At 43.0% G+C, this 23,878-nt stretch carries 22 protein-coding genes; 7 read left to right on the forward strand and 15 right to left on the reverse strand.

The annotated features are described in order from the left end of the window. Window positions 1-148: 148 nt before the first annotated feature. The 3 genes from MusilaSJ_RS21025 to MusilaSJ_RS21035 form a co-directional block, all read right to left on the reverse strand. Window positions 149-718, reverse strand: coding sequence for an L-threonylcarbamoyladenylate synthase (locus MusilaSJ_RS21025; RefSeq protein WP_274986772.1), 570 nt, complete (start codon window positions 716-718; stop codon window positions 149-151). Beyond that, window positions 711-1,835 (reverse strand): glycosyltransferase family 4 protein, encoded by a 1,125-nt coding sequence (locus MusilaSJ_RS21030; RefSeq protein ID WP_274986773.1) that lies wholly within the window; start codon window positions 1,833-1,835, stop codon window positions 711-713. The genes MusilaSJ_RS21025 and MusilaSJ_RS21030 overlap by 8 nt, the downstream gene beginning before the upstream one ends. Before the next feature lie 168 nt (window positions 1,836-2,003). Continuing rightward, window positions 2,004-2,819: a 2,3,4,5-tetrahydropyridine-2,6-dicarboxylate N-succinyltransferase gene (locus MusilaSJ_RS21035; RefSeq protein ID WP_090528546.1), complete on the reverse strand. Its 816-nt coding sequence runs from the start codon at window positions 2,817-2,819 to the stop codon at window positions 2,004-2,006. Between the two features lie 637 nt (window positions 2,820-3,456). Here MusilaSJ_RS21035 and MusilaSJ_RS21040 point away from each other — a divergent pair. The 3 genes from MusilaSJ_RS21040 (at window position 3,457) to MusilaSJ_RS21050 (ending at window position 5,092) form a co-directional block, all read left to right on the forward strand. Then, window positions 3,457-3,651 carry a hypothetical protein gene (locus MusilaSJ_RS21040; protein ID WP_090528540.1) on the forward strand — a complete coding sequence of 65 codons (195 nt, stop codon included), beginning with the start codon at window positions 3,457-3,459 and terminating at the stop codon, window positions 3,649-3,651. Window positions 3,652-3,728: 77 nt separating this feature from the next. Next, window positions 3,729-4,673 (forward strand): ADP-ribosylglycohydrolase family protein, encoded by a 945-nt coding sequence (locus MusilaSJ_RS21045; protein ID WP_274986774.1) that lies wholly within the window; start codon window positions 3,729-3,731, stop codon window positions 4,671-4,673. Window positions 4,674-4,678: 5 nt separating this feature from the next. Beyond that, complete coding sequence (locus MusilaSJ_RS21050; protein WP_274986775.1) at window positions 4,679-5,092, forward strand: Hsp15 family ribosome-associated heat shock protein; 414 nt, start codon at window positions 4,679-4,681, stop codon at window positions 5,090-5,092. Between the two features lie 111 nt (window positions 5,093-5,203). On the opposite strand, the gene MusilaSJ_RS21055 is transcribed toward MusilaSJ_RS21050, so the two are convergent. After that, a complete protein-coding gene (locus tag MusilaSJ_RS21055; RefSeq protein WP_274986776.1) occupies window positions 5,204-5,683 on the reverse strand; it encodes a nucleoside deaminase in 480 nt (159 codons plus the stop codon). Window positions 5,684-5,807: 124 nt separating this feature from the next. Continuing rightward, complete coding sequence (locus tag MusilaSJ_RS21060; RefSeq protein WP_274986777.1) at window positions 5,808-6,401, reverse strand: OmpH/Skp family outer membrane protein; 594 nt, start codon at window positions 6,399-6,401, stop codon at window positions 5,808-5,810. Window positions 6,402-7,050: 649 nt separating this feature from the next. Here MusilaSJ_RS21060 and gyrB point away from each other — a divergent pair. From gyrB to MusilaSJ_RS28125, 3 genes are all read left to right on the forward strand, one after another. Then, window positions 7,051-9,009, forward strand: coding sequence for a DNA topoisomerase (ATP-hydrolyzing) subunit B (gene gyrB / locus MusilaSJ_RS21065; RefSeq protein WP_274986778.1), 1,959 nt, complete (start codon window positions 7,051-7,053; stop codon window positions 9,007-9,009). Window positions 9,010-9,254: 245 nt separating this feature from the next. Beyond that, on the forward strand, window positions 9,255-9,467 hold the full coding sequence (locus tag MusilaSJ_RS21070; RefSeq protein WP_274986779.1) for a type II toxin-antitoxin system HicA family toxin: 213 nt from the start codon (window positions 9,255-9,257) through the stop codon (window positions 9,465-9,467). Between the two features lie 226 nt (window positions 9,468-9,693). Beyond that, complete coding sequence (locus tag MusilaSJ_RS28125; protein ID WP_446725149.1) at window positions 9,694-9,903, forward strand: toxin-antitoxin system HicB family antitoxin; 210 nt, start codon at window positions 9,694-9,696, stop codon at window positions 9,901-9,903. Window positions 9,904-9,942: 39 nt separating this feature from the next. Here the strand turns inward: MusilaSJ_RS28125 and MusilaSJ_RS21075 are convergent, their stop codons facing one another. The 5 genes from MusilaSJ_RS21075 to rlmH all read right to left on the reverse strand — a co-directional run bounded on the left by MusilaSJ_RS21075 (window position 9,943) and on the right by rlmH (window position 13,153). Next, window positions 9,943-10,662 (reverse strand): hypothetical protein, encoded by a 720-nt coding sequence (locus MusilaSJ_RS21075; protein ID WP_274986780.1) that lies wholly within the window; start codon window positions 10,660-10,662, stop codon window positions 9,943-9,945. Window positions 10,663-10,750: 88 nt separating this feature from the next. Then, on the reverse strand, window positions 10,751-11,158 hold the full coding sequence (locus MusilaSJ_RS21080) for a Dabb family protein (RefSeq protein ID WP_274986781.1): 408 nt from the start codon (window positions 11,156-11,158) through the stop codon (window positions 10,751-10,753). A 65-nt stretch (window positions 11,159-11,223) separates the two neighbouring features. Then, on the reverse strand, window positions 11,224-11,505 hold the full coding sequence (locus tag MusilaSJ_RS21085) for a hypothetical protein (protein ID WP_274986782.1): 282 nt from the start codon (window positions 11,503-11,505) through the stop codon (window positions 11,224-11,226). A gap of 66 nt (window positions 11,506-11,571) precedes the next feature. After that, window positions 11,572-12,510: a cation diffusion facilitator family transporter gene (locus tag MusilaSJ_RS21090; RefSeq protein ID WP_274986783.1), complete on the reverse strand. Its 939-nt coding sequence runs from the start codon at window positions 12,508-12,510 to the stop codon at window positions 11,572-11,574. Between the two features lie 169 nt (window positions 12,511-12,679). Continuing rightward, window positions 12,680-13,153, reverse strand: a complete 474-nt coding sequence (rlmH, locus tag MusilaSJ_RS21095) for a 23S rRNA (pseudouridine(1915)-N(3))-methyltransferase RlmH (RefSeq protein ID WP_176622255.1) — start codon at window positions 13,151-13,153, stop codon at window positions 12,680-12,682. 63 nt (window positions 13,154-13,216) lie between these two features. Here rlmH and MusilaSJ_RS21100 point away from each other — a divergent pair, with 63 nt between their 5' ends. Further along, the gene (locus MusilaSJ_RS21100) at window positions 13,217-15,025 is read left to right on the forward strand and encodes a MutS-related protein (RefSeq protein WP_274986784.1); all 1,809 of its coding nucleotides are present in this window, start codon (window positions 13,217-13,219) and stop codon (window positions 15,023-15,025) included. Between the two features lie 198 nt (window positions 15,026-15,223). Here the strand turns inward: MusilaSJ_RS21100 and MusilaSJ_RS21105 are convergent, their stop codons facing one another. The 5 genes from MusilaSJ_RS21105 to MusilaSJ_RS21125 all read right to left on the reverse strand — a co-directional run bounded on the left by MusilaSJ_RS21105 (window position 15,224) and on the right by MusilaSJ_RS21125 (window position 23,868). After that, window positions 15,224-17,731 (reverse strand): TonB-dependent receptor, encoded by a 2,508-nt coding sequence (locus MusilaSJ_RS21105; protein ID WP_274986785.1) that lies wholly within the window; start codon window positions 17,729-17,731, stop codon window positions 15,224-15,226. Between the two features lie 426 nt (window positions 17,732-18,157). Continuing rightward, window positions 18,158-18,964, reverse strand: a complete 807-nt coding sequence (locus MusilaSJ_RS21110) for a DUF4249 domain-containing protein (protein ID WP_274986786.1) — start codon at window positions 18,962-18,964, stop codon at window positions 18,158-18,160. After that, the gene (locus tag MusilaSJ_RS21115) at window positions 18,961-21,759 is read right to left on the reverse strand and encodes a TonB-dependent receptor (protein WP_274986787.1); all 2,799 of its coding nucleotides are present in this window, start codon (window positions 21,757-21,759) and stop codon (window positions 18,961-18,963) included. Before MusilaSJ_RS21115 ends, MusilaSJ_RS21110 begins: the two co-directional genes overlap by 4 nt. Before the next feature lie 373 nt (window positions 21,760-22,132). Further along, the gene (locus tag MusilaSJ_RS21120; protein WP_090534205.1) at window positions 22,133-22,834 is read right to left on the reverse strand and encodes a LytR/AlgR family response regulator transcription factor; all 702 of its coding nucleotides are present in this window, start codon (window positions 22,832-22,834) and stop codon (window positions 22,133-22,135) included. Next, on the reverse strand, window positions 22,834-23,868 hold the full coding sequence (locus MusilaSJ_RS21125; protein ID WP_274986788.1) for a sensor histidine kinase: 1,035 nt from the start codon (window positions 23,866-23,868) through the stop codon (window positions 22,834-22,836). Before MusilaSJ_RS21125 ends, MusilaSJ_RS21120 begins: the two co-directional genes overlap by 1 nt. Window positions 23,869-23,878: the final 10 nt, after the last annotated feature.

The following is a 23,878-nucleotide window of genomic DNA, read 5'->3' on the forward strand; positions in this document are numbered from 1 at the left end:
TTAATTATTTTGATTTAAATAATTGATAGTCAGTATATTAAATATATAGAGGGGTTACACAAAAGATTTTATAAAAATGTTTCTGTTAAAACATATCTTCAAAAATACCTTTATAACTAATCGCTAATCTCCAGCCTCTAATCCCTCGTTAACGACGCAAAAACTCAAACCTGCCATCAGGGGCCAACCTCATGATGGTTGATGGTGTTTTGATCTCTTTGCTATGCTGCTCCAAATCAACAACATAATCAACGCCGTCAATAATTTCCTGGTCTATTTGCGAAAAATATTGCGGCGAGGGTTTGCCGCTAATATTGGCCGAAGTTGACACCAATGGCTTGCGCAGGCGCTGGATCAGTTGCTGGCAAAAGGGCATATCTTTTGGCACCCTTACGCCCACACTGCCGTCGGCAGCAATTAAAGCCGGGGAAATGTTTTTGGCGCCCGGCATTACCAGTGTTAACGGGTTTTCTGCGTATTCAATCAGTTCAAAGGCCAGCGGGTTTACTTCACTGATATAGCTTTCCAGCTTGTTTTCAGTATCCAGCAAAATGATCATGCTTTTGGCCTCATCGCGCTGTTTCAGGCGGTAGATCTTTTGAATGGCTTCGGTGTTGGTGGCGTCACAGCCTATGCCCCAAATGGTATCGGTAGGGTAAAGGATGATGCCACCCTCTTGTACAATTTTAAAAGCCTTGGCTACTTCGTCTCTAAGCATGGTTCAAAATATTTTGGTAAAGCTGCATTAATTGCTGACTTAGTTTATCATCGGTAAAATTAGCTGCGTGAGCGCGGCCTTTGGTTATCATGGTTTGCCTTAAGCCATCATCACTAAGCACCTGGTTTAGTTTTTCGGCAAGACCTGCATCATCATCAGGGTTCACATAAAGGCTGCCTGGCCCGCCTGCTTCTTCAAGGCAGGAGCCTGTTGCTGCTATAACCGGCGTGCCGGAGTTTAAAGCTTCTAACACGGGTATACCAAATCCTTCGTACCGTGACGGGTAAACAAATACCGATGCCAGCTGATAAACAGCAGGTAACTCTGCAAAGGTAACGTCTTTTAAAAATATTACCCGGTGGTTTAAGTTATTAGCTGTTATATATGTTTTAACCAATTCTGTGTATCGGGTTTCTTTGCCAATTACTACCAGTGTTATGTCATCAACATTTTTTAACGCCTTAACGGTTAGCAGCAGGTTTTTGCGTTCTTCAATAGTGCCAACACTCAAAATAAAGCGGTTGGGCAGCTTATATTTTTCTTTTACAGCCGATTTTTGCGCGGCGGTTTGTTCAATTGCAAATGAAGGGTCACATCCCTGGTAAATAACTTCTATTTTTTGGGGGGCGATGCTGAGCAGGTCGATAAGGTCATCCTTTGTTTTTTGGCTTATGGCGATAATTTGATCCGCGACGCGGCAGGCATGTTTAACCTTAGCGAGGTAAATACGGTAATTAACCGTACCAAAATGTTTCGGATAACGCATGAAGATGAGGTCATGCACGGTAACAACCGACTTAATGCCGGTATGTTCGATTCCCGAAGGCAACTCGTGACTTAAACCATGGTACAATTCAATGCCGTCGCGTTTTAGATCTTTGATAATTCCTTTACTACGCCACCATGAAGTGAACCATTTGCTTTTTGGGGTAACTGTGCGAATGCTGGGATAATCGCCAATAAAATTAAGCCGCGGATTGGCTTTGGCTTTTGGCGTATATAAATATAAAAGGTTGGATAGATTGAGCGACGCTATGCCTTTAATTAACCAGCGGCTGTAATTACCTAAGCCGGTATTATTGTAAAAAGCCCGTTTAGCATCGTATCCTATCTTCATTTGGGTGTTAGATTTGAGATGTGAGATATGAGACGTGAGATAAAATAAGCTGCATTCGACAGTCTTAATCTCACATCCCAAGGCTCACATCTTTATTTTAAATAAGGGATAAAAGAAAGCGATATGTGCGCAGTCTCAAATCTCATATCTAACATCTCATATCTAAAATTACACCGCTACGTTGTTTTCACGCAGGGCGTCATTTAACGACGTTTTTTTGTCGGTTGATTCCTTACGGGTGCCGATGATGAGGGCGCATGGTACCTGGTATTCGCCGGCAGCAAACTTTTTGGTATATGAACCCGGAATTACTACCGAGCGGGCAGGTACGCGGCCTTTATATTCAACCGGGGTGCTGTGGGTAACATCAATGATTTTGGTTGATGCTGTTAACACTACGTTTGCGCCTAATACAGCTTCATGTTCAACATGTACGCCCTCAACAACAATGGCGCGTGAACCGATAAAGCAATTATCTTCAATAATAACCGGGGCAGCCTGTAGTGGTTCCAACACACCACCGATACCTACGCCACCGCTTAAGTGTACATGTTTACCAATCTGCGCGCATGAGCCAACAGTAGCCCAGGTATCAACCATGGTGCCTTCATCAACATAAGCACCAATGTTTACGTACGAGGGCATCATGATAACACCTTTGGCCAGGTGGGCACCATAACGGGCAATACCATGAGGTACCACGCGAACGCCGGTTTGTTTGTAATCGGTTTTGAGTTTCATTTTGTCATGAAAAACAAAAGGGCCGGTTTTAATTTCTTCCATCTGCCTGGTCGGGAAATACAAAACAACCGCCTTTTTAATCCACTCATTTACATGCCAGCGTGTGCCAATGGGTTCGGCCACACGGATCTCGCCTTTGTCCAAACGGTCAATAACGGTTTCAATGGCGTTGGTGTATTCATTATAGTTCAGCAGGTTCCTGTCTTCCCAGGCCTCTTCAATCAGTTTTTTAAGATCTTGCATTGGTGAAATTAAACTTTTGGCAAATTAAAGGATTTTTAAGGAAATATGTTTTAAAAGATTGTATATCATGAAGGGAACGGGGGATTCAATCCAGATTTGAAACAAAGCAGGTAGTCAAATAGAATTATGCCACCGGTTGTCTTTAATTTAACACTGTATGAAGGAAATAGCGGGAAATATGTAGTATAATTGACGTGTTGCGTATAATATTTTGACTTACAGTGCCTTGTTTTACACACATTTATACAATATCCGGACAATCGATGGGTAGCTATATAAAAAACATTAAGTAAGCCTTAATTTTATGTAAACGGAAACCAACGTTTAAACTAATTAGGTGTCAAAAGCCTTCCGGACAGCGAGTGTCTGGGAGGCTTACTTTTTTTATTTCAACTTGCGCGTATATGTATAATTCCTGGGTTGGCATAGAAGGTTTTTTGGGAAAACAATTTGATTTTAAAAGAGCGTTTATTTACTGTTATTTGTTAGTGCTCCTGGTAAATAAGTTTATAAAACAGTAAACATTAGCACTTTACTTATCGTATAAGCACTTATTATATCAATCTGTTAGCTTAGAATGAATATTGATATAATTGTTTTAACCTTTTAATTTATATTAACCAAATTATTCCCAGGTATGACCCCTTTAGTACTATTTGCAGTTATTTTGCTTTCGGTGGCACTGCTGCTTATCCTCAGCGTTTTGTTTTTTAGCTTACTCAAATACATCCAAAGGCGCTATTATCCACACTGGAAATTCCCTGATTATGTTAGCGTTGGTTACGCCGAATATCTTTATCATAAGTTCATTAAAAAAGACCTGCCTAAGTAAATTGTAAAAACGAAGCTTTGCGGTTGTTGATTTGCCAGCATATTAAAAAAATGTTGTGTTAATTAGCGTTTGTGACTGTGAATCGTAATTTTTATAAAGACGTATTATTTGGTGTAGCCGTTGGCGACGCACTGGGTGTTCCTGTTGAATTTAAATTGCGGGAAGACATCGCTAAAAAGCCGGTAACTGATATGACCGGTTTCGGTACTTATGGACAGCCGCCGGGTACATGGTCGGACGATAGTTCGTTGACTTTTTGTCTCGCCGATGTTTTAGCAGATGGTTATAGTTTGCAAAAAATTGCCGATAGTTTTGTTAACTGGTTATATAACGAACAATGGACTGCGCGCGGAGAGGTGTTTGACGTAGGCATGGCAACCCGAGTTGCTATTGAACGGGTTTTACACAAAGTACGGCCCGATCTGGCCGGCGAGTTCGATGAATCATCAAATGGCAATGGTTCGTTAATGCGGATTCTGCCTCTACTATTTTACATAAAAGATAAGCCTGTAAAAGAGCGTTTTGCCATCGCAAAAGAGGTATCATCTATAACACATGGACATGTGCGTTCAGTAATAGCTTGTTTTTATTACCTGGAGTTTGCCCGTAGCTTGCTGGCAAATAATGATCCTGAATCTGTTTATCAGAAAGTAAAGACTGAAGTGTCTTCGTTTTTAGAGGGAACAACTATTAACCCTGATGAGATAGCCTTGTTTGACAGGTTATTGAAAGGCGATATTTACATGCTGCCTGTAACTGAGATACAAAGTAGCGGGTACGTACTGCATACTCTTGAAGCGGCAATTTGGTGTTTGTTAACCACAACGAACTATAGCGAAGCCGTATTAAAATCTGTAAATTTGGGCCTTGATACCGATACCACCGCAGCGGTAACAGGTGGATTGGCTGGTTTAATTTATGGTTTTGAAAGTATTCCCGAACATTGGGTACTTATGCTTGCCCGGAAAAATGATATTGATGCATTGGCCGAACGCCTGGCCAGTAAATATAAAAGAAATTGAATATTATGGCCGAAAGAGAGAAACTGAGAATAGATAAATACCTGTGGGCCATCCGCGTGTTTAAAACCCGTACACTGGCTTCTGATGCCTGTAAGGCCGGCCGCATCAAGCTGGACGGTAAAAACATCAAGCCGTCATACGAGGTGAAAATTGGCGATGTTTACCAGGTAGCAAAAGGCATTGAACGCAAGGTTGTAAAAGTAACCGGCTTGTTGGAAAACCGGGTAGACGCCAAAACGGCTGTCAATTTTTACGAGGATATAACTCCTGTTGAACAAACCCAGGCCTTTAAATCAATGTTCCATGCCCCGATACTGAAGCGTGATCGTGGCACGGGCCGTCCCACTAAGGCCGACAGGCGCGAGATTGATGACCTGAAAGATAATTTTTTTGAAGAAAAAGAAGAGGACCCGGATTAAGCAGATTTTAGGGATTGATGGAATTTGATTTGCAAATGTGAATCAAATTCCTGCCCATCTGATAAATCCTACAAATCCGGGTTCAGACAAATGTCCTCCCCCAAATCCCGGTCAATAATGATCTTTATGCTCGGTTGTTTCCCAAAGCTTAAAAGTAGTTAACGCTTCATCACGAAGGATTTGGACAAAGGGGAGCTTGCGTTTTTCCATGGTACAGCCCAGTTCATCATAAATAAAATGATCGTCGAAACCTATCGCGGCGGCATCGGCTTTGGTATTGGCGTAATAAATTTTATCGATACGGGCCCAGTAAATGGCACCCAGGCACATAGGGCAGGGCTCACAACTGGTATAAATTTCGCAGCCCGCTAAATTATAGGTTTCCAGCTCCTGGCAGGCCAGGCGGATCACCGAGACTTCGGCGTGTGCGGTAGGATCATTAGTGGGTACAACACGGTTGGCGCTGCGGGCTATGATCATGCCGTCCTTAACAATCACGGCCCCAAAAGGCCCGCCCATTCCACGCTTTACATTGTCTTCGGCCAGTTCAATGGCTATGCGCATAAATTTTTCGTGTGCCGTATTTTCCATATTGCCCTAAATTAAAAAACCTCAACCGAAGTTGAGGTTTTAATTTGAAAATGTGTCAATTTGAATATTTGAAAATGACTTGTAATTTTCAAATTACTACATCATAAAATTTTCAAATCGTATATTATTTTTTGTCTTTAGCGTAAGCTTCGTTAAGGCGTTTGGCAACGTCAACGGTAACATCTAACGATGGATCACCATATAATACGGTTGGATTGGCTTTTGAATAAGTTAACACCAGTTTGTAGCCTTTTTCTTTTGCATAACCTTTTACAAAGTCGGCAATTTTATCATACAGCTTAGCATTTTCAGAGGCTTGCTCGTTTTGGAATTCGGCACCTGCATTTTGAGAGTAGCCTTGTAATTCCTGTTGTTTACGCTGTAACTGTTGCTCGGTAGCCTGGCGCTGATCGGCCGGCATGGTAGCCTGATTTTTCTGGTACTCGGCAACCTGGCGCTGAAAAGCCTGACCGCGGTTTTGCAGATCGGTTTGTGATGCTTTGCCTTTATCTTCAAGGCGTTTTGACATGTCTTTAAAGTAATCGTACTTGCTTAATAAAGAATCGGAGTTTACATAAACAATGGTTTCTTTATCAGGAGTTGCTGTGGTTGCAGCAGCCGGTTTATCGGCGGTTTTATTTTGGCTGCAAGCGGCCATGCTGCCTGCAATTGCTAATCCTAAAGTAAGTTTGGTTAAAACTGAAGCACTGGTTTTCATTTCTGTCAATCTGAAAAATATTATAAAATTTTGACAAAGATAATCTTTCATTGCAAGTATCCTAATCGGATGTGCAGATAATCAGATGTGCAGATTTAAAATGTGCAAATGAGCAGATGATACTGATTGCGGCTGTGCTGGAGCGCGGTGTTTTAGGCTAACGCGCTAAAACCGTGAAGTTTTGCTTTACCTAAAAAATTTTATGGTGTACAATTTGCGTTAGGGATGGAAGTGGGTACCGGCCAATGAGCGTAATGCCTGCAGGCGTATGAACGTACAGCCCGGGCCGCAGGCAAGGCCCATATTCTGAACCGTGATTTATAGGATTTAAGGATTCCTTGATTTGAAAATAAAGAAAGGCGTAAATGAACCAGGGGGCACAAGTCAGCCACCCACGGTCCTGCACTCAAGCGCCATCACAAGAACTTAATTCGTTAAAATTATTAATGCATTGCCAGAATTGGAAATACAACAGATTCTTTAAATCCTTTAAATTCTATAAAATTTCGAGTTCAGGCAAGTATTCTGCCAATTCTAAAATCCTGTAAATTCTGATTTATACAACTCTCCACAACTGTACTTTTATCCACAAATAATCGTTAATCCGGGGTATTTTTTGTAATTTTGAAGATTGTTTCATTTAATAAATATGAGCGAAGAAATTCAGGATAAATCCAATTATTCAGCAGATAACATACAGGTTTTAGAAGGTTTAGAGGCGGTGCGCAAGCGTCCGTCGATGTACATTGGCGATACAGGTGTTAAAGGTTTGCACCACCTTGTATATGAAGTAGTTGATAACTCTATCGACGAAGCCCTTGCCGGTTATTGCGATGATATAAAAGTTACTATACATGTTGGCAATTCCATAACCGTATCAGATAACGGTCGTGGTATCCCTACTGGTATCAATACAAAAGAAGGTAAATCGGCGCTTGAAATTGTAATGACTGTTTTACACGCCGGTGGTAAATTTGACAAGGATACCTACAAGGTATCGGGTGGTTTGCACGGCGTAGGTGTAAGTTGCGTTAACGCACTGTCAACCCATGTTGCTACTGTTGTTCACCGTGAAGGCAAGATCTTTACCCAGGAGTATGAGCGTGGTAAACCCATGTTTGATGTAAAGGAGATAGGTGTATCTGATAAAACCGGTACAATCCAAACCTTTCAGCCCGATCCGGAGATTTTTACTACTACTACCGAGTATAAATACGATACCCTGGCTGGTCGTTTGCGTGAGTTGTCATTCCTTAATAAAGGCATTCGCCTGAGCTTAACCGATGAGCGCGAAACTTTAGAAGATGGCACTTTCCGTTCGGAAGAATTTTTCTCGCAGGGTGGTTTGCGTGAGTTTGTTAAATTTTTGGACGGCACCCGTACGCCTATTATTCCGGAACCTATTTATGTTGATGGTAATAAAGGCGGCATTCCGGTTGAGCTTGCGCTGCAATACAATGACACCTACAGTGAGAACGTTTTCTCGTACGTAAATAACATTAACACCATTGAAGGCGGTACCCACGTAGCAGGTTTTCGTCGCGGTTTAACCCGTACTTTAAAAGCTTATGCTGATAAGGAAGGTTTACTGAAAAACGTAAAAGTTGAGATTAGCGGCGACGACTTCCGCGAAGGTTTAACTGCAGTAGTATCGGTAAAAGTGGCCGAGCCGCAGTTTGAAGGCCAAACCAAAACCAAACTGGGTAACAATGAGGTAATGGGTGCTGTTGACGTTGCGGTAGGTGAGATTTTAGGTAATTACCTTGAAGAAAATCCTAAAGAAGCCCGCCTTATTGTAAATAAAGTGATCCTTGCCGCTACCGCCCGTGCCGCCGCCCGTAAAGCGCGCGAAATGGTACAGCGCAAGAGTGTGATGACAGGCTCGGGATTACCGGGTAAACTGTCTGATTGTGCCAATAGCGACCCAACCCTTTGTGAGTTATTCCTTGTGGAAGGTGACTCGGCGGGTGGTACTGCTAAACAGGGCCGTAACCGCGAGTACCAGGCTATTTTACCATTGCGTGGTAAGATCCTGAACGTGGAGAAAGCCATGGAGCACAAGATTTACGAAAACGAAGAGATCAAGAACATGTTTACCGGTTTGGGCGTAAGCCGCGGTACACCTGAAGATGATAAAGCCCTTAACTTAACCAAGCTCCGTTACCACAAGATCATCATCATGACGGATGCCGACGTAGACGGTTCGCACATTACCACGTTGATCCTTACTTTCTTCTTCCGTTACATGAAGGAGTTGGTTGAGGCCGGTTATGTATATATTGCTTCGCCGCCGCTTTACCAGGTTAAAAAAGGTAAAGAGTATGAATATTGCTGGAACGATGTACAGCGTGATGCCGCTATTCAGCGCCTTAAAGGTGCCGGCAAAGAAGACAGCGTGCACGTGCAGCGCTACAAAGGTTTGGGTGAGATGAACGATATTCAGCTTTGGGAAACAACCATGAACCCCGAAACCCGTACCCTTAAACGTGCTACCATTGAAAACGCCGCCGAGTGCGACCATACCTTCAGCATGCTGATGGGTGATGAAGTTGCTCCACGCCGCGAGTTCATTGAGCGCAACGCTAAATATGCTAAGATAGATTCGTAACCCCCGGCTCCCCAAAAGGGGGAGGGACTGTTATAAACTTAAAAGAGGCTGTCTCAAAAGGATGGCCCTTTTTTTGTTTAAGTAATTTAATGTCGCTTGATCTTATCAATAAAAACGAGGCTGTCTCAAAAGGACAGCTCGTTTTTATTAAGTTTGTACTTAAGTCAATTTAATTGGTTGAAGAACTTACCCGATAGATCTGTAGAAAAGAGTTTTAATTATGATAAGTACGGAAATATCAAAAAATGTCAAGGCAAGAAAAACTAATAGCTCGTATGCTATCTATTCCCAAAGATTTTACATGGGATGAACTATTTAAAATACTAAGCTCATTTGGCTTTGAGGAGTTAAAAGGTGGGGAAACAGGAGGATCAAGAAGAAAGTTTGTTGATGCAAATAAAAATATTATCAACCTTCACAAACTCCATCCTGCCAATATACTAAGGAATACGCAATAAAAGACGTTATTGAAATCTGAGATTAAAAGGATACTTAAAAGATGAATGATATCTCGTAATATAAAAACTATTATGGATCGGTGCATTTCAGCGTTTCCGATGAAGTTTTCCATGGTAAAGCTTTAGGCATCAATGACCTGGTTAATTTTGAAGGGACATTGGTGAAAGAACTTAAAGCTGCATTTGAGGAAGCCGTTGAAGATTACATTGATACACCTGTAACGAAATTGGTAAATCGCCGGATAAAACATACAAGGGTACATTTAATGTTCGTGTCCCTTCGGCCCTGCATAAAGAGGCTTCAACATTTGCGGCGATTAACAACATCACATTAAATGAGTTTGTTAAAATGGCGATGAATTTTGCACTCCATCGAAAAGAGCAGATCATCAAAATATCAACTAAAGGTAGTGACGAATTAATTGGGATTGCATAAAAAAGCCGATTATTCGGCTTTTTTATGCGGTTCGCTCCCTTACTCAATATCAGTATAAGCATCGCCCCCAATAAATATCATGGTATTTGTTGGGTGTGCAGGTGAACCCGAGGCACCCAAAGCAAAGGATTTTTTGACCATTTTACTTCCGTAGTTGAGTTCGATGGTATTGCCATAAATTTTGTAGGTGCCGCCTTTTCCCGCGGTCTTTTTCCAGGCACTGGCAGCGGGCGTCATGATGCCTCCGTTTGCTCCTTCAGCAAAATGGGTATCATCAATAAAATTGATCTTTTTGATCACCAGGGCATTTGTGCCGTTGCCATAATCGCCGCCACTTACTTTTTCATATCCCTTTTTTAGCTTGATACTACCTGTGTAGGGATAGGCCGGGAACCAATTGCCTTCACCCAGCTTATAGTCATACGTTTTTCCTTCGTTATTGGTAAGATAAAAGGTCACCCCCGTTTTTTTCCAGGTTCCCCAGGCTTTAGGGCGGCTGCTTTTGGCGGTTGCCACGTCCAGCGTTTCAATTGGCTCATCGCCAACATCAAAGTACTCTCCGTTTTTGAATAATACTACGGGTTCAAAGGCAATGGCAGCGGGATAGCCACTTACAGCCCTGAAATACCATCCCTCAACGGCAGGAGCGGTGGTTATTGATTTGTGATGAGCGCCTTCGCTTTTTGCATTAGCGGCGGCGCTTAAATGTAATGTGAAGCTTGAAATAGCAAGGCAAATGGCCAGGTGTTTAACTTTCATATCATTTAGTGTTTTGGTTAACTTTTATTAATTTAACTCAAACACTAATGATTGGTTTGCAGGAGTTTGATTAAGCTTTTGTTAAAAGCTAAGCATCCACCGCATCATAAACAATTACCTTTTCCCACAGATGGCTGCAGTTTTTAATAAACTCCAGGTGGATAGGGTGGGTTTGATAGGTTGCCTGTCCGGCCAGGTCACTGAAAAACATCAGCTCAGATACGGCCCAGGAATTATCAACTACATCGCGTTTTTCGGTACTGGCCACAATACCTACGCGGAGTTTGCGTACGGTTTCGATTTTGGCGAGGGTTTTAACGCCGGCTACCAGTTTATTGCGATCTTCTGTTGATCCCGGGTTTTTAAGCCAGAAAAATACATGGTGAACTATTGGCCATTCTTCCTTCTGCTCTTTCAGGGATATTGCCGATGCAGTAACTGTACCTGCGGCCAGTGCCGCTGTTGTGGTTATGAATTTTCTTCGGGTTGATTTCATGACAGGTTAAATAATCGCTTTCAAGGTAGTAAGAATTATTTAAAAACGTTTATTAGTTGTTTCAATCAAAACACATCCAAAATATAAAGCAGCACAATAACAGGCAGCACATTTAAGAATATCACAAGCCCGATATTCTGATCCTGCACATCTCTTTGCGCATAGCGGGACAGGAATATGATAAAAACCACATAGTAAATAAGCGGAAAAACGAATATTACGGAAAGCAGCAGTCCCGCCGAGCTCATAAGCTGGCCCCAGCCCAATATAATTGGCCATACTACCATTCCGACGATTTCAAGAAAGGTGATAACGGATAGTACTTTTAAGGTTTGGGCTTTGCTCATGTTAAGGTAATTGTTTACCTTAAAAATAAGAAAACTGAGGGGTTTTATGAAATATGAAGAAGCAGCCTACAAACACTCGGGCTGCTTACACCCTTCTTCCGAAAATTCGGGTTCAAAAGTGCTGTGGCTGATATCCAGATGTTCCAAACGGTGACGAAGGTCATGCTTGATATTATCAAAATCGGCCATGGCTTCAGGCTTGATCACCAGGTGGGCAGTAAGTGCGTTTTCGGTGGTGCTGAGCGCCCAAACGTGCATGTGGTGAACATCAACCACGCCTTTGGCTTTTTTAAGTTCGGCTTTGATCTTGTCAAGGTCCATTTCGGCAGGTACGCCGTCCATTTCCAAACGCAGGCTGGCCGTAAGCAGGCTCCAGGTGCCGCGTAATATCACAAAACCTATTATCAGGCTCACTGCGCTGTCAATCCAGTACAGTTTGGTAAAGTATATGATAATACCAGATATCACCACGCCAAAGGATACTATGGCATCAACAGCCATGTGCAGGTAAGCGCCTTTAATGTTCAGGTCGGTATCTTTATCTTTAACAAACAGCCAGGCTGTAAAAGCGTTAATGCCAATGCCTATAAAAGCAACCCAGGCCATGGTGCCGCCCGATACTGTTTCGGGGTTCATGAAGCGCGTAATAGCTTCATAAATAATAAAACCAACGGCTGCAAATAATATTACCGCGTTAAAAAAAGATACGATGATGGTCGACCGCTTATAGCCGTAGGTATACTTACTATTAGCGCTTACTTTGGTGAGTTTAAAAGCAAGTAAGGCTAATGCGAGCGAGGCCACATCGCTCAGGTTATGACCTGCGTCGGTTAACAGGGACAAAGAGTGTGTAATAAAACCTGTAATAGCCTCAACCACCACAAACACCGAGTTAAGTACGATGCCCCAAATAAAAGCCGAATTTAAATGATCAAGCTTAGGGGCATGGTCGTGATGATGGTGCCCGTGCGAATGTGAGTGTGAATGATCGTGACCTGCTGACATTTAACAAAGGTAGGTAAAATGTGCAGATGTGCAGATGTGCAAATGTGCAGATTCATGTGTTGTTCATTTTCTGAACCGGGATTAAACGGATTTTAGGATTTACAGGATTCTCGCCGAATATGCTTCAGATAAAATCAGCGAAATCAACGTAATCAGAAAAAATCAACGGTCACTCGTGATGATAAGGCTCTCCCTTCATAATGGTATATGCCCTGTACAGTTGCTCCACAAAAAACAGGCGTACCATCTGGTGCGAAAATGTCATGCGCGAAAGAGAGATCTTGTCGTTAGCCCGCTGGTAAACGGAGGTATCAAAGCCATAAGGCCCGCCTATGATGAATATTAAGTTGGCAGATGTGGTAACTTCTTTTTTATTGATATAAGCCGCAAACTGGCTTGATGTAAATTCCATTCCTTTTTCATCCATCAGGATCACAAAATCAAGCGGGGTGATTTTCTTGAGGATCAACTCGGCTTCTTTGGCCTTTTGCTGCTCGGGGCTCAGCGCTTTGGTGTTCTTCAACTCGGGGATTTCGGCAAGCTCCAGTTTGGTGTAATGTTTTAGCCGTTTTACATATTTATCAATGCCTTCCTTTAAATAGGCATCCTCTGTTTTTCCAACGGTAAGGAACGTGATCTTCATATCTGAAACAAATAAACGTTTATTTAAAATATATGTGTTTATTTTGGTTGAATTTATCTGCAAATGGAACAAAAAATTATAAACGATTATACGCAAAGAGCAAGCCTCGCCGCTACAGAAGCGGCCAAATATAAAAAGCTTGCCAATACCTATTCGCTGCTGAGGCTCGGCATATTTGCTATGGTGGCTGTAACTATAGCCTTTGCCATTCACTTCGACAATTTTAGTATCATCGCCATAGCCTTTGTATTGTTGGTTTTTGCCTTTGCCTGGCTGGTAGCGCGCCAAAGCGCTTTTGAAAAGCAGAAACAGTATTATGACGACCTGCAACAGGTAAATGAAAACGAGATAGGCAATATTCAAGCGCACAGCAATATTTATGGCGATGGTGCGCGTTATAGCAACGATAAACACTTTTACACTTCCGATTTGGATATTTACGGCAATGCCTCCTTATACCAACTCATCAACCGCACCGCCACCACGCCGGGTAATAATAAACTGGCGGGTTGGCTCAATGCCCCGGCAAGCAAGCAAACCGTATCACAACGACAGGAAGCTGTTAAAGAAATAGCCGCTAAGAACAGCTGGAAGCTCGATCTTCAAACACGGCTCATTTTCGCCATAAAGCAGGATGTAAACCAGCTTAAAAACCTTTTCAAATACCTGCACATTCCGCTCGATATGCCAGGCGAAAAATGGCTTGCCGCTTATACCAAAATAGCGCCTTACCTGTTTACGGCGTTGCTGGTAGTCGCTTATTTTTATTCGCCGGCGAAGCTTGCGGCCATCGTGGTTGGCTTGTTTAATATGGGGGTGGTGTTTTCAAAAGCAGCCTACATCAGCAAAGCCGATCTTATTGCCGGTAAAATAGGTGATACCTTATCCAACTATGCCGGTGTATTTAAATGCATTGAAGATCAGCAATGGCAGGCCACCTATAACAATATATTGGCGCAACAGCTAAAAACAGATAAAACATCAGCCAAAATAAAAGAGCTGGGGGAGCTGATCAATAAGCTTAATTATCACCTTAACCTATTAATCGGCTTTGTGCTTAACCTGTTTTTTTTGTGGGATATCCGCCAGATCATCGCCATTGAAAACTGGAAACGTCAAAACCAGGACAGCCTTGAAGCCGCTTTTGATGTCATTGCCGAATTTGAATCGCTCCTGAGCCTGGCCGGTTTAGCAATAAACTACCCTGATTGGAGTTTTCCTTTTATTGACGACAGACCAGGTTATACGCTTACTGCCAAAGCCATCGCCCATCCGCTTATTGATGCTGCCAAACGTATTGAAAATGATTATGAGTTGGATGACACTTTTAAAGTTGATATCATCACCGGATCAAACATGGCCGGTAAGAGTACCTTTTTGCGTACGGTGGGTATTAATACCGTGCTGGCCTTAAGCGGTGCACCTGTTTGCGCCAAAAGCATGCAGGTATCGGTGATCACCATCATCAGTTACATGCGCATCAAGGATTCGCTCAATGAAAGTACTTCGACTTTTAAGGCCGAGCTCGACCGTCTGCAAATGTTGCTGGCCGCGGTTGAAAATGAGCCGAAAGTATTTTTCCTGATAGATGAAATGCTGCGGGGTACCAATTCGGTTGATAAATACCTCGGCTCAAAGGCGGTTATCGAGCAGCTCATCCGCAAAAATGCGGTGGGTATGGTAGCAACTCACGATTTACAGATAGCCCATCTCGAAACCAAATATCCTGATTACGTACGTAATTTTTATTTTGATATCCAGGTGGTAAATGGCGAAATGCTGTTTGATTACAAGATCAAGCACGGTGAATGCAAAACTTTTAATGCCTCGCTATTGCTTAAACAGATAGGGATTGAGGTGGGGGAAGAGTAACCATGACCGGAATTTTGTCTGAACTCGAATTAAACGAATTGTAAGAATTTATCGAATTTTAAAATTCTGTCAATTCATTGAGTTCAACAAATTCGAGTTCAGACAATCCCGGTTCAGAAAAAGAGCCGGAAGCATTTACGCTCCCGGCTCTTTAGTTTTTTCTTATATCCTGACTCTAACAGTCTTGATTCTTAAATATTATCGGCCGCCTGTAGGTGAACCGCCGGCACCCTGGTCGCCTTGTTTCATGTCATCATTGTTGATGCCTTTTTTCTGCTGCTGCGGGTTACTGAAGTTTAATTTACCGAAGCTGTAGCTAAACGTTACACCAAACGAACGGAATGGGAACGCGAATTTGCTGCTTTGTGTAAATGTTGGTGTTTTTATGTCGGTATTAAAGTTTTTGTAAGTATTGAATGGTTCAATGGCATTAATACCCAATGCAAGTTTCTTTTGCATAAACTGTTTTTTAAAGCCAAAGCCCATAATGCTGAACGATGGATTTGAACCTTGTATAGTACGGCGTGCCGAGTTCTCAACAGCAAATGCCTCTGCAATAAAGTTGCTTGGCAAGGTAAGTTGAGCACTCAAAAACGCATTGTATTGCACGTATGTATTGGTTTGCGTTTGCTGATTTGTTAACTGGTTAATAGCCGTTGGCTTATAAGTATAAGCGTTGATACTACCTCGGATAGTGAGGATCTTAAACGGGGTTACCGAACCAAAAAAGCTTGCGCCGAATGAGTTGTTTACACCAATATTTTGATAGGTAGTTATGGTACCTTCCTGGTCTCCGGGCAGGTTAGTTACTAAACCTTCAATTAAACCTGTTGTATGCTTATAATATGCCGATAGGTTAATTACCGACGATTTAATGAACGTGTTATAACCTAATTCAACAGTTTGTGAAACCTCGGGCGCAAGTAAGGGGTTACCTACTGTTTGTGCAGTAATATTGCTCTTGTTCACAAAGGGGTTCAAAAACTGCAGGCTTGGCCTTGTTATACGTTTACTGTATGCCAGTTTAATAGTTTGGGTTGGGGTAAGCGCTTTCTGCAAGGTTAAGCTTGGTATAAAAGTATTGTAGTTTTGATCAAACGGTTGCAAGCTCTGTAATTCGTTTATTGGTTCGCCATGGATATCAGTGTTTTCGAGCCTTGCACCGGCAAGTATTGAATAACCTTTAGGCAGGGTAACCGTTAATACAGAATAGCCTGCCCAAACTGTTTGATTGTAGTTATATTTATTTGAGTTTACAGGGTCGTAAACAAAACCATCACCGCCAGGGTTGAAATAATCCGAAACGCTTTTTATCCTCCTGATGATGTTTTTACCGCCGGCTTCCAGCTTTAGTACTTTGTTAATTGGCAAAACATAATCGGCCTGTATGGTATACTCATTATTTTTTCCGTCGATATTGTTCTTCAGGTTTTGAAATTCATCGGTATTGAAAAAATAGGTGGTGTAATCTGTCACAATTTTGCTGTGGCTCCATTGGGTAGATAAGCTCAACTCATGGCCTTCTTTTTTAAATTTGTGCGTGTAGTCAACATTCCAGTCAAAACCGCCAAATGAGTTATGCCCTATATTGTTGCTTTGATAAGCATTATTCAGCGTTGGATCATAGTAATAAGTACGGGTATAGTCGGTTTTGCTGTTAGGGTCAAAACCACCCTGGTTTATACGGATTGATGTACGCAAGTTGTTAAACGCGTTAAAATCATACCCGGCCGATGCTGAACCAATGATACCATGGCGTTTAACACGGCTGGTACCTGTTGAAGTTTGCGAACGGTGCTGTGTTGGGTCGTTAAAGAAAAAATCCTGATCGCTTGAAGTAAGCGATGTTTGCGGCCAGGTAGCGTTGCCGCCCACGTTTGCCGATAAGCTTAACCTGTTGTGGTTGTAGTTGATGTTGGCATTACCATTGTTTTGACGTGTACCCACACCACCGCTGATTGAACCGCTGATACCCGAAACGTTTTTTTGCTTGGTAATAATGTTCAAAATACCGGCCGAGCCTTCGGCGTCATATTTTGCTGATGGTGAAGTTACCACCTCGATGCTTTTGATCTGATCGGCAGGGATGGTTTTCAATACATCTGATAAGCTGGCTGATGTAGCGCCGGATGGCTTGCCATTGATCAATACGCGTACATTCTGGTCACCACGAATAGATACGTTACCGTTAAGGTCGACGGCAACCAAAGGTACTTTCTGCAGCACATCGGTAGCGTTGCCACCCGCGGCAGTAAGATCCTTTTCGGCATTGTAAACAATCTTGTCTATCTTATTTTCAATCAAGGCCGCCTGTCCCACAACCTGTACTTCTTTAAGCGCATGTGAACTTGGGGCCAAAAGCACCTGGCCAAGTTTGGCATCAGGTTTTGATGGTGTAGTGGTTACTTTATCAATATATTTAGTTGGATAACCAATAAATGAGATAGCCAGCTTATATACGCCCGGTTTTATATTGTCCAATTTAAAGTTACCCTTATCATCAGTTACAACACCGGTAATTGGCGATTTGCCTCCGCTGCGATATAAACCAACCGAAGCATAGTCCATTGGTTTTTTTGTAAGTGAATCAATGATAGTGCCTGATATTCTGCCGGTTGTGGTAGCGCCCCCGCCCCCTACACCGAACTGGGCCTGGGCCGATAACGCGAAGCAGAACAATGCAATAAGTATGTAAAAACGTTTCATTTAGTGTTATTTTGGTAATTGGAGGCGAAAATACCCTAAATGTTACATGCTCAAATTTTATTTTTTTACAAAAAGTGCAATTGTCATGTATTAGTTACACTAACGTGATATAAACCGTAGATTTTACAATAAACGTTTAAACGGGTGTTTACAATGCGGTGACAAAGAGGAAGTAAGTGAGGGGAATTATAGATTAAAGGTTAGCCTCTGAAGGTAAAATGACAGCTCCTCTACTCGTCATGCTGAACTTGTTTCAGCACCCCACTTGCTAAGTATACTTCATGCGGCTTGCCCTGTGGGGGTCCCGAAACAAGTTCGGGATGACGTCATTTTTAAAGTTGTAATAGATAGCAATCAAACAATCGCACGGAGCAAAGTCGGTCTTATAACATGCAATTGCCGCTTTGCCCCATGCGTTATTTTTGTTTACTCTGTCGTTACCCTCAAATTCAAGGTATCGGCCTGCATAGCGGTAAAAATGCCAAGCCCGTTAACAATATTGGTTGGGGTATTTATCAGGTTTTGTGAGCTGCCCCGGGTATTGCTGGTCAATATATTAATGTATTCGTCGTTTACCCTTAGCAATATTACTTTATAAGCCCCGTAGTATTTGAAAGTGGTTTGCGTTATGCTGTAAGTAGAGGCTCTTTCGGAATTGATTTCGAAGCTTGGGTTCCTGTTGTTCCTTACCGCTATGATCTCAAAAGGATTACTATCGGTGTTTTTGAAAAGCAGCATATGCTGTAACGAATCGGGGTTGGTCCAGGTAATGGTAGCGCGCACCTTATCGTTATAAGCCTGATCAAGCGTATTAGGTTCATGGAATACACTGTCGGTTAGTTTAAATCCAACTGGTTTGCCGGGCATCACTGTTGACGCGCTCACAACCGCATTGTTATAGTTAAACTGCATGGAATAAGTTTTACTGGCAGTTACGAACGAGGCATCGCTGTAAGTGTAAGTTCCGTTTGTTCCTTCGGTAAGTTTTACCGTTTGTATACCGTTGCTTACATTGATTGTCAGCCCGGTAATAGCTGATCCATAAGTAGCAGTATCCGTCAGATCTTTTTGCTGATAAACTTTCAGCGATAGCGGTTGCCCCGCAACGAGGTAAGCCTCAACAACCGGTTTGTTCACCGCGTTTGTATCAGAAGAGTTTTTTTTGCAGGCGGATGCCATCATCAGGCAGCCGGTTATCAGTGCAGGCAATGAATATTGTAGGTATTTTTTCATTTCCATCTTAAGCTTAATGTAACGTTAGGGGTAAAACCGAGGTAATTAACATCGGTGGTAATAACCTGGTTATTTTGCATCTGGTATTCGCGGTACCAGGTATTGGTATGGTTGTAAACGTTAAACAGTGATAAGCCTATTGAGCCTATTTTATGTCCGTCTATCTTCAACAGATCATATGATACCGACATGTCCAGCCGGTGATAAGCCGGCAAACGTTCGGCATTTTTATCGCTGATGTTGAGGTAAGTGATGCTGTTGCCGTCAACCGTTTTAATGGTGTAGCTGGATAGGGGGGCAGTATAAGGATGCCCGGTACTGAACAGGAAAGTGGCAGCAAAATTCCAGCGTTCGTAATGGTACATGTTAATGGATTTAAACTCATGGCGCACATCCTGGTCCGCAGCGTAATAATCATTGCCAAAAGCCGAGAATTTATTCTGGGCCTGGGCAAGGGTATAGCTGATCCATCCGGTATAACGTCCCATTTTTTTCTGAATCAAAAACTCAATACCTTTGGCACGACCAGTTCCCTCATAAAAGTTTTCGGTAACGGTTTGTGTTTGATTTTGGTTTGGATCCATCCTGAAGCCACCGGTTGGTTGCGTTTGCCTTACGGTGTACTGTGTGAGGCCGCTCAGTGTTTTGTAATATCCTTCAACGCTGAATAAAAGTTCATCCGTTTCATAGCTGGTACCTAATATAAAATGCCTTGCCATGCCAACGGGGATATTGCTGTTGTTGGAGAGTACCCAGAAATTACGGTTACCGGATAAAATATCCTCGCGGATCACCTGGTTTTCAAACTGGTAAAATTGCCCGGTTGCACCTTTTATGGTAAACTTATCGGTAAGGTTATAACTTGCCGACAGCCGGGGCTCAAAATAAGGTTTGGATGTAGGGCCGAAATAACTGGTGCGCAAGCCCGGCTGAATATGGAATTTATTGTTTGGGTCGATAGCCAGCTCGGTGTAGAAACCCGCTAACATGGCATTGTTATGCTGGTTGATGAGTTTGCTTGTATCGTTTTGGGTATACTCGTAATCTATTTTTTTATAGGATGCAAAACCGCCGAAGAGCAACTTATACTTGTTACTGACCGTCCATTCCCACTCGGATTTATAGCCTATATCTTTCAGGTTGTTGGTTTCGAGCGTGCCGTTGCTCAGCGTATGTGAAATACCGTTGGTATCGATCTGTGAAAAGCCCGAAGTACTCCTGTTCCTGTCGTTGAAATAGGATGAGTAGGTGATGTAGTTGTTTGAATACAACTTTTTATTCCATTGTCTGAACCATTTGATACTGCTGCCCAGGTTTCCGTATTTGGTATAATCGGTTATGTTGATACCGCTGCTGCCCGACGACAGGAACGATGGCAGGCCCAGTTCCCTGCTGTTATCTGTTTTATCGGTACCTGTGTACAAAGTCCATGATACCTTATCTTTTTGACTGATGCTGTACGTGTACTTGGCATCAAAATCATAAAAGTAGGAGCTTGGGGTAATCTGGTTAGCAAAACCGCCGCCGCCAAAGCCCCCCCGGCCGCCACCACCCGGACCGCCGCCCTGCGTGGTTGATGTTTGATTAAACTGGTTAAAGATCTTGTTGTAAAACGGCCCCTGGTATGAACGCCTTACAGCTAACAGTAAGGTTGATTTATCAGACAGCGGTGTTTCCAGGTAACCGCTGGCACTCAGCAAACTTAAATCGGTACCGATGTTGGTTTCGTTCTTGTTGCCCTCTTTGCCGTTAAGTTCGGTAACGCTCGAAAGCCTGCCGCCATATTTGGCCGTGAAGCCACCTTTATACAGTTGCACATCTTTAATAGCGCTGGCATTAAAGGCACTGAAAAAGCCATACAGGTGATCAACCTGGTAAATGGTGAAACCATCCAGCACAACCAAATTCTGGTCGGGTGTACCGCCGCGTACGTACGCGCCCGATGATGACTCGTTGGTACCGCTTACGCCGGGCATCAACTGGAAAGCCCGCAGTACGTCTTTATCGCCCATGGTTGGCAGCTTATCTAAATTGGCCGGCGAAAGCTGTAACACGCCGACCTGCCTGCTATCGGTATTCATAACGCCGCTTTTTTTACCCGTAATAGTAACCTCGTTTAAGCTGTTGAGCGATGAATATAACCCACAGATCAGCGGCGAGTTCAGCTTTTCGCTGCTCAGCCTGAAATAGTCGGTTTGATAACCTGTATAGGAGACCTCCACTACCGATGTATCTGAAGGTACCCTGAACATCGTAAAATAACCATCGGCATTGGTCATTACGTTGAGGTCGGTTCCCCTGATCTTCACCGTAGCCGATGGCAGAGACTCGCCCGTTTGCTGATCGATCACCCGGCCGTTTATACTCACCAGGAAATGCTTGGGTTTTGCCTTTGGGGCCTCAATTTCTTTAGCCTTTACCGCATTGGCTGCCTGCAGTGAGAGTTTGTTGAGTTTTTGCAGCCGCGCCAGATCGTCGGTGTTTTGGAGGATGTAGATAGTGCCGGTTGATTCTATCCAGTAATGCAGGTTGTTTTCATTACAAACCTTGGCAATTACATTTTTAAGCGGTTCTTCAAAAAAGTGCTCCACAACGTCCATCTCATGTAAAGGCTCTCGTTCAAATACTATACGGACTTTATAGTTCATGGCCAGTGTATCAAAGAGCTCATCAAGCGGGCACGAAAAAAAATGGTTAACTACAATCTTTTTTAGCTTTTGTTGGGTTTGCTGACTATGGGCCACCGTACCGCACAAAATCAGGGAGCTTATTAACATTAGGGAAAATTTCTTCATGTAGGGGTATATTTTCTTCGATGCCGAAAATGCAGCATGTTTTGAAGCACCTCAAATAAAATCGACCATGGGAGGTTTTCTGTAGACCAGATGCCCGGATGTGTGGCAGGGGGATTTTGCTTAGTAGCAGTTGTTAGTGGCAGTTGCAGGTTGGAAAAGGGATATTAGTTAGAGGCAATGGCGGGCGGTTGCATATGTTAATTGGAAATTGCCTGAAAAAAATGTCATTGCGAGCGTAGCGTGGCAATCGCACGGAAGCAAATCCGCCCGCCCTGTATAGTATGCGATTGCCACGCTTCGCGCAATGACATATTTTTAACCTTGTCTGAAGGCAAAGACCTCAAAAACAGAACCAAGATGATTAGGAAATACCTTACACCTTCCCGATCATCCTGTTGATTACATCGCGATATCCGTCGCTTAAAGGTATCTCGGTATTGATGAGTTTGATACGGGCACGGCGCATTTGGGATACATGGTCGAGGTTAACGAGGTATGATTTATGTACCCGGAAAAACTGGTCGGGCGGTAATTGCAGCTCAATAGCTTTGAGGCTGATACGGGACAATACCGGTTTTTGCTGATTGATGAGGTGTACTTTAATATAATCTTTAAGCCCCTCAATGTATTCAACCTGGTCAAAGCTGATCTTAACGAGGTTATAATCAGCATGCAAAAAGAAATAGTTTTTAGTGGTTGGCTGCGGCACATAACTGCGGCGAAGCTCATACAAATCGAGTGCTTTGTGACAGGCCTTCAAAAAGCGGTCTAAGGGTACGGGCTTAACCAGGTAGTCAACTACATCAAGCTCAAAGCCTTCCACCGCAAATTTTTCATAAGCGGTTACAAATATCACCATGGGCTTCTGTGTCAAACTCCTGATGAGTTGTAAACCATTGATGCCGGGCATGTATATATCGCTGAAGATAAGGTCTATCTGTTCTTTTTGCATGGCAATGATCGCCTCGCCCGCGTTGCGGCAACGCGCCACTACCTGTATGGTGTTTACATGCTTCAGGTTATCTTCCAGCAAGTCGAGCGCAAGTGGCTCATCGTCAATTATTAAACATCGCATCATTTAAGTTCCAGTTGCAGCATAACTATATAAGCCTGCTCGTTTTTGTTGATATATAGGTTGTGTTTGCCAGGGTATAATAATTCGAGCCGGCGTTTAACATTGGCAAGACCGATACCCGAGGCATTATCTTTACTGTTTTCGGTTGGGTTGTATACATTTTGTACGCTGAAACGCAGGTTCTTTTCGTCGGTAAAAAGAGTGATGGCTATAGCCGGCGCCTCAATATCGCCCGTGCCATGCTTAAAGGCATTTTCAACAAAGGGGATCAGCAGCATGGGTTCGATGCTTTTTTCAGGGGCTTTAATATCTGAGCTGAAACTGATCTTCACCTGGTCGCGGAAGCGGAGCTGCTGCAGTTCTATATAGCTGCGGAGGTAGTCTTCCTTTTGGCACAGCGTAACTTTTTCGGCATCGGTTACATAAAGCATATACCGAAGCAATTTGGAAAGCTGAATCAATGTAGGCTCAACTGCTGAAGGGTTTAACCTTGAAAGCGCCACCGCGCTGTTAATCACATTAAAAATAAAATGCGGACTGATCTGCGAACGTAAAAATGCCAGTTCAGAGATCAGCGAAGCATTATCAATATCCTTTTTTTTATTGATGACTTTAAACTGATCGGCCAGGTAGTGATATGCAAAGCTGCCGGCGGTAACAGATAATAAGGGGAAAATAACCAGGAAAGGCCCCGGAGGGCGACGGTGCTGCCCCATCCAGGGAAAATGAGGCACAGGGAAATAATGCCGTACCTCCATTAGTATTACATTGAACACCACAAAGGAGGCAAGCAATGCAAAAAAATAAAGCCAGATATTATTTTTTAAGATCCTGGGAATAAGGAAAAACGCATTCAGGTAGAATTCGGCCGCGAGCACCAGGTTAAAACTGATAATGTGCCCCAGCGAAAAAGCAGGCTGCGGAAAGCCGCGCATATCCGGCCTGGAAATGATGGGCGTAAAAATGATCAATGCCCAAAATAACAGGTGGATACAAATTTCGATAATCAGCGCCGGCTTTATCCGTTTAAACATATCATGCTAA

It is taken from the genome of Mucilaginibacter sp. SJ (assembly GCF_028993635.1).
Taxonomy (GTDB): Bacteria; Bacteroidota; Bacteroidia; order Sphingobacteriales; family Sphingobacteriaceae; genus Mucilaginibacter.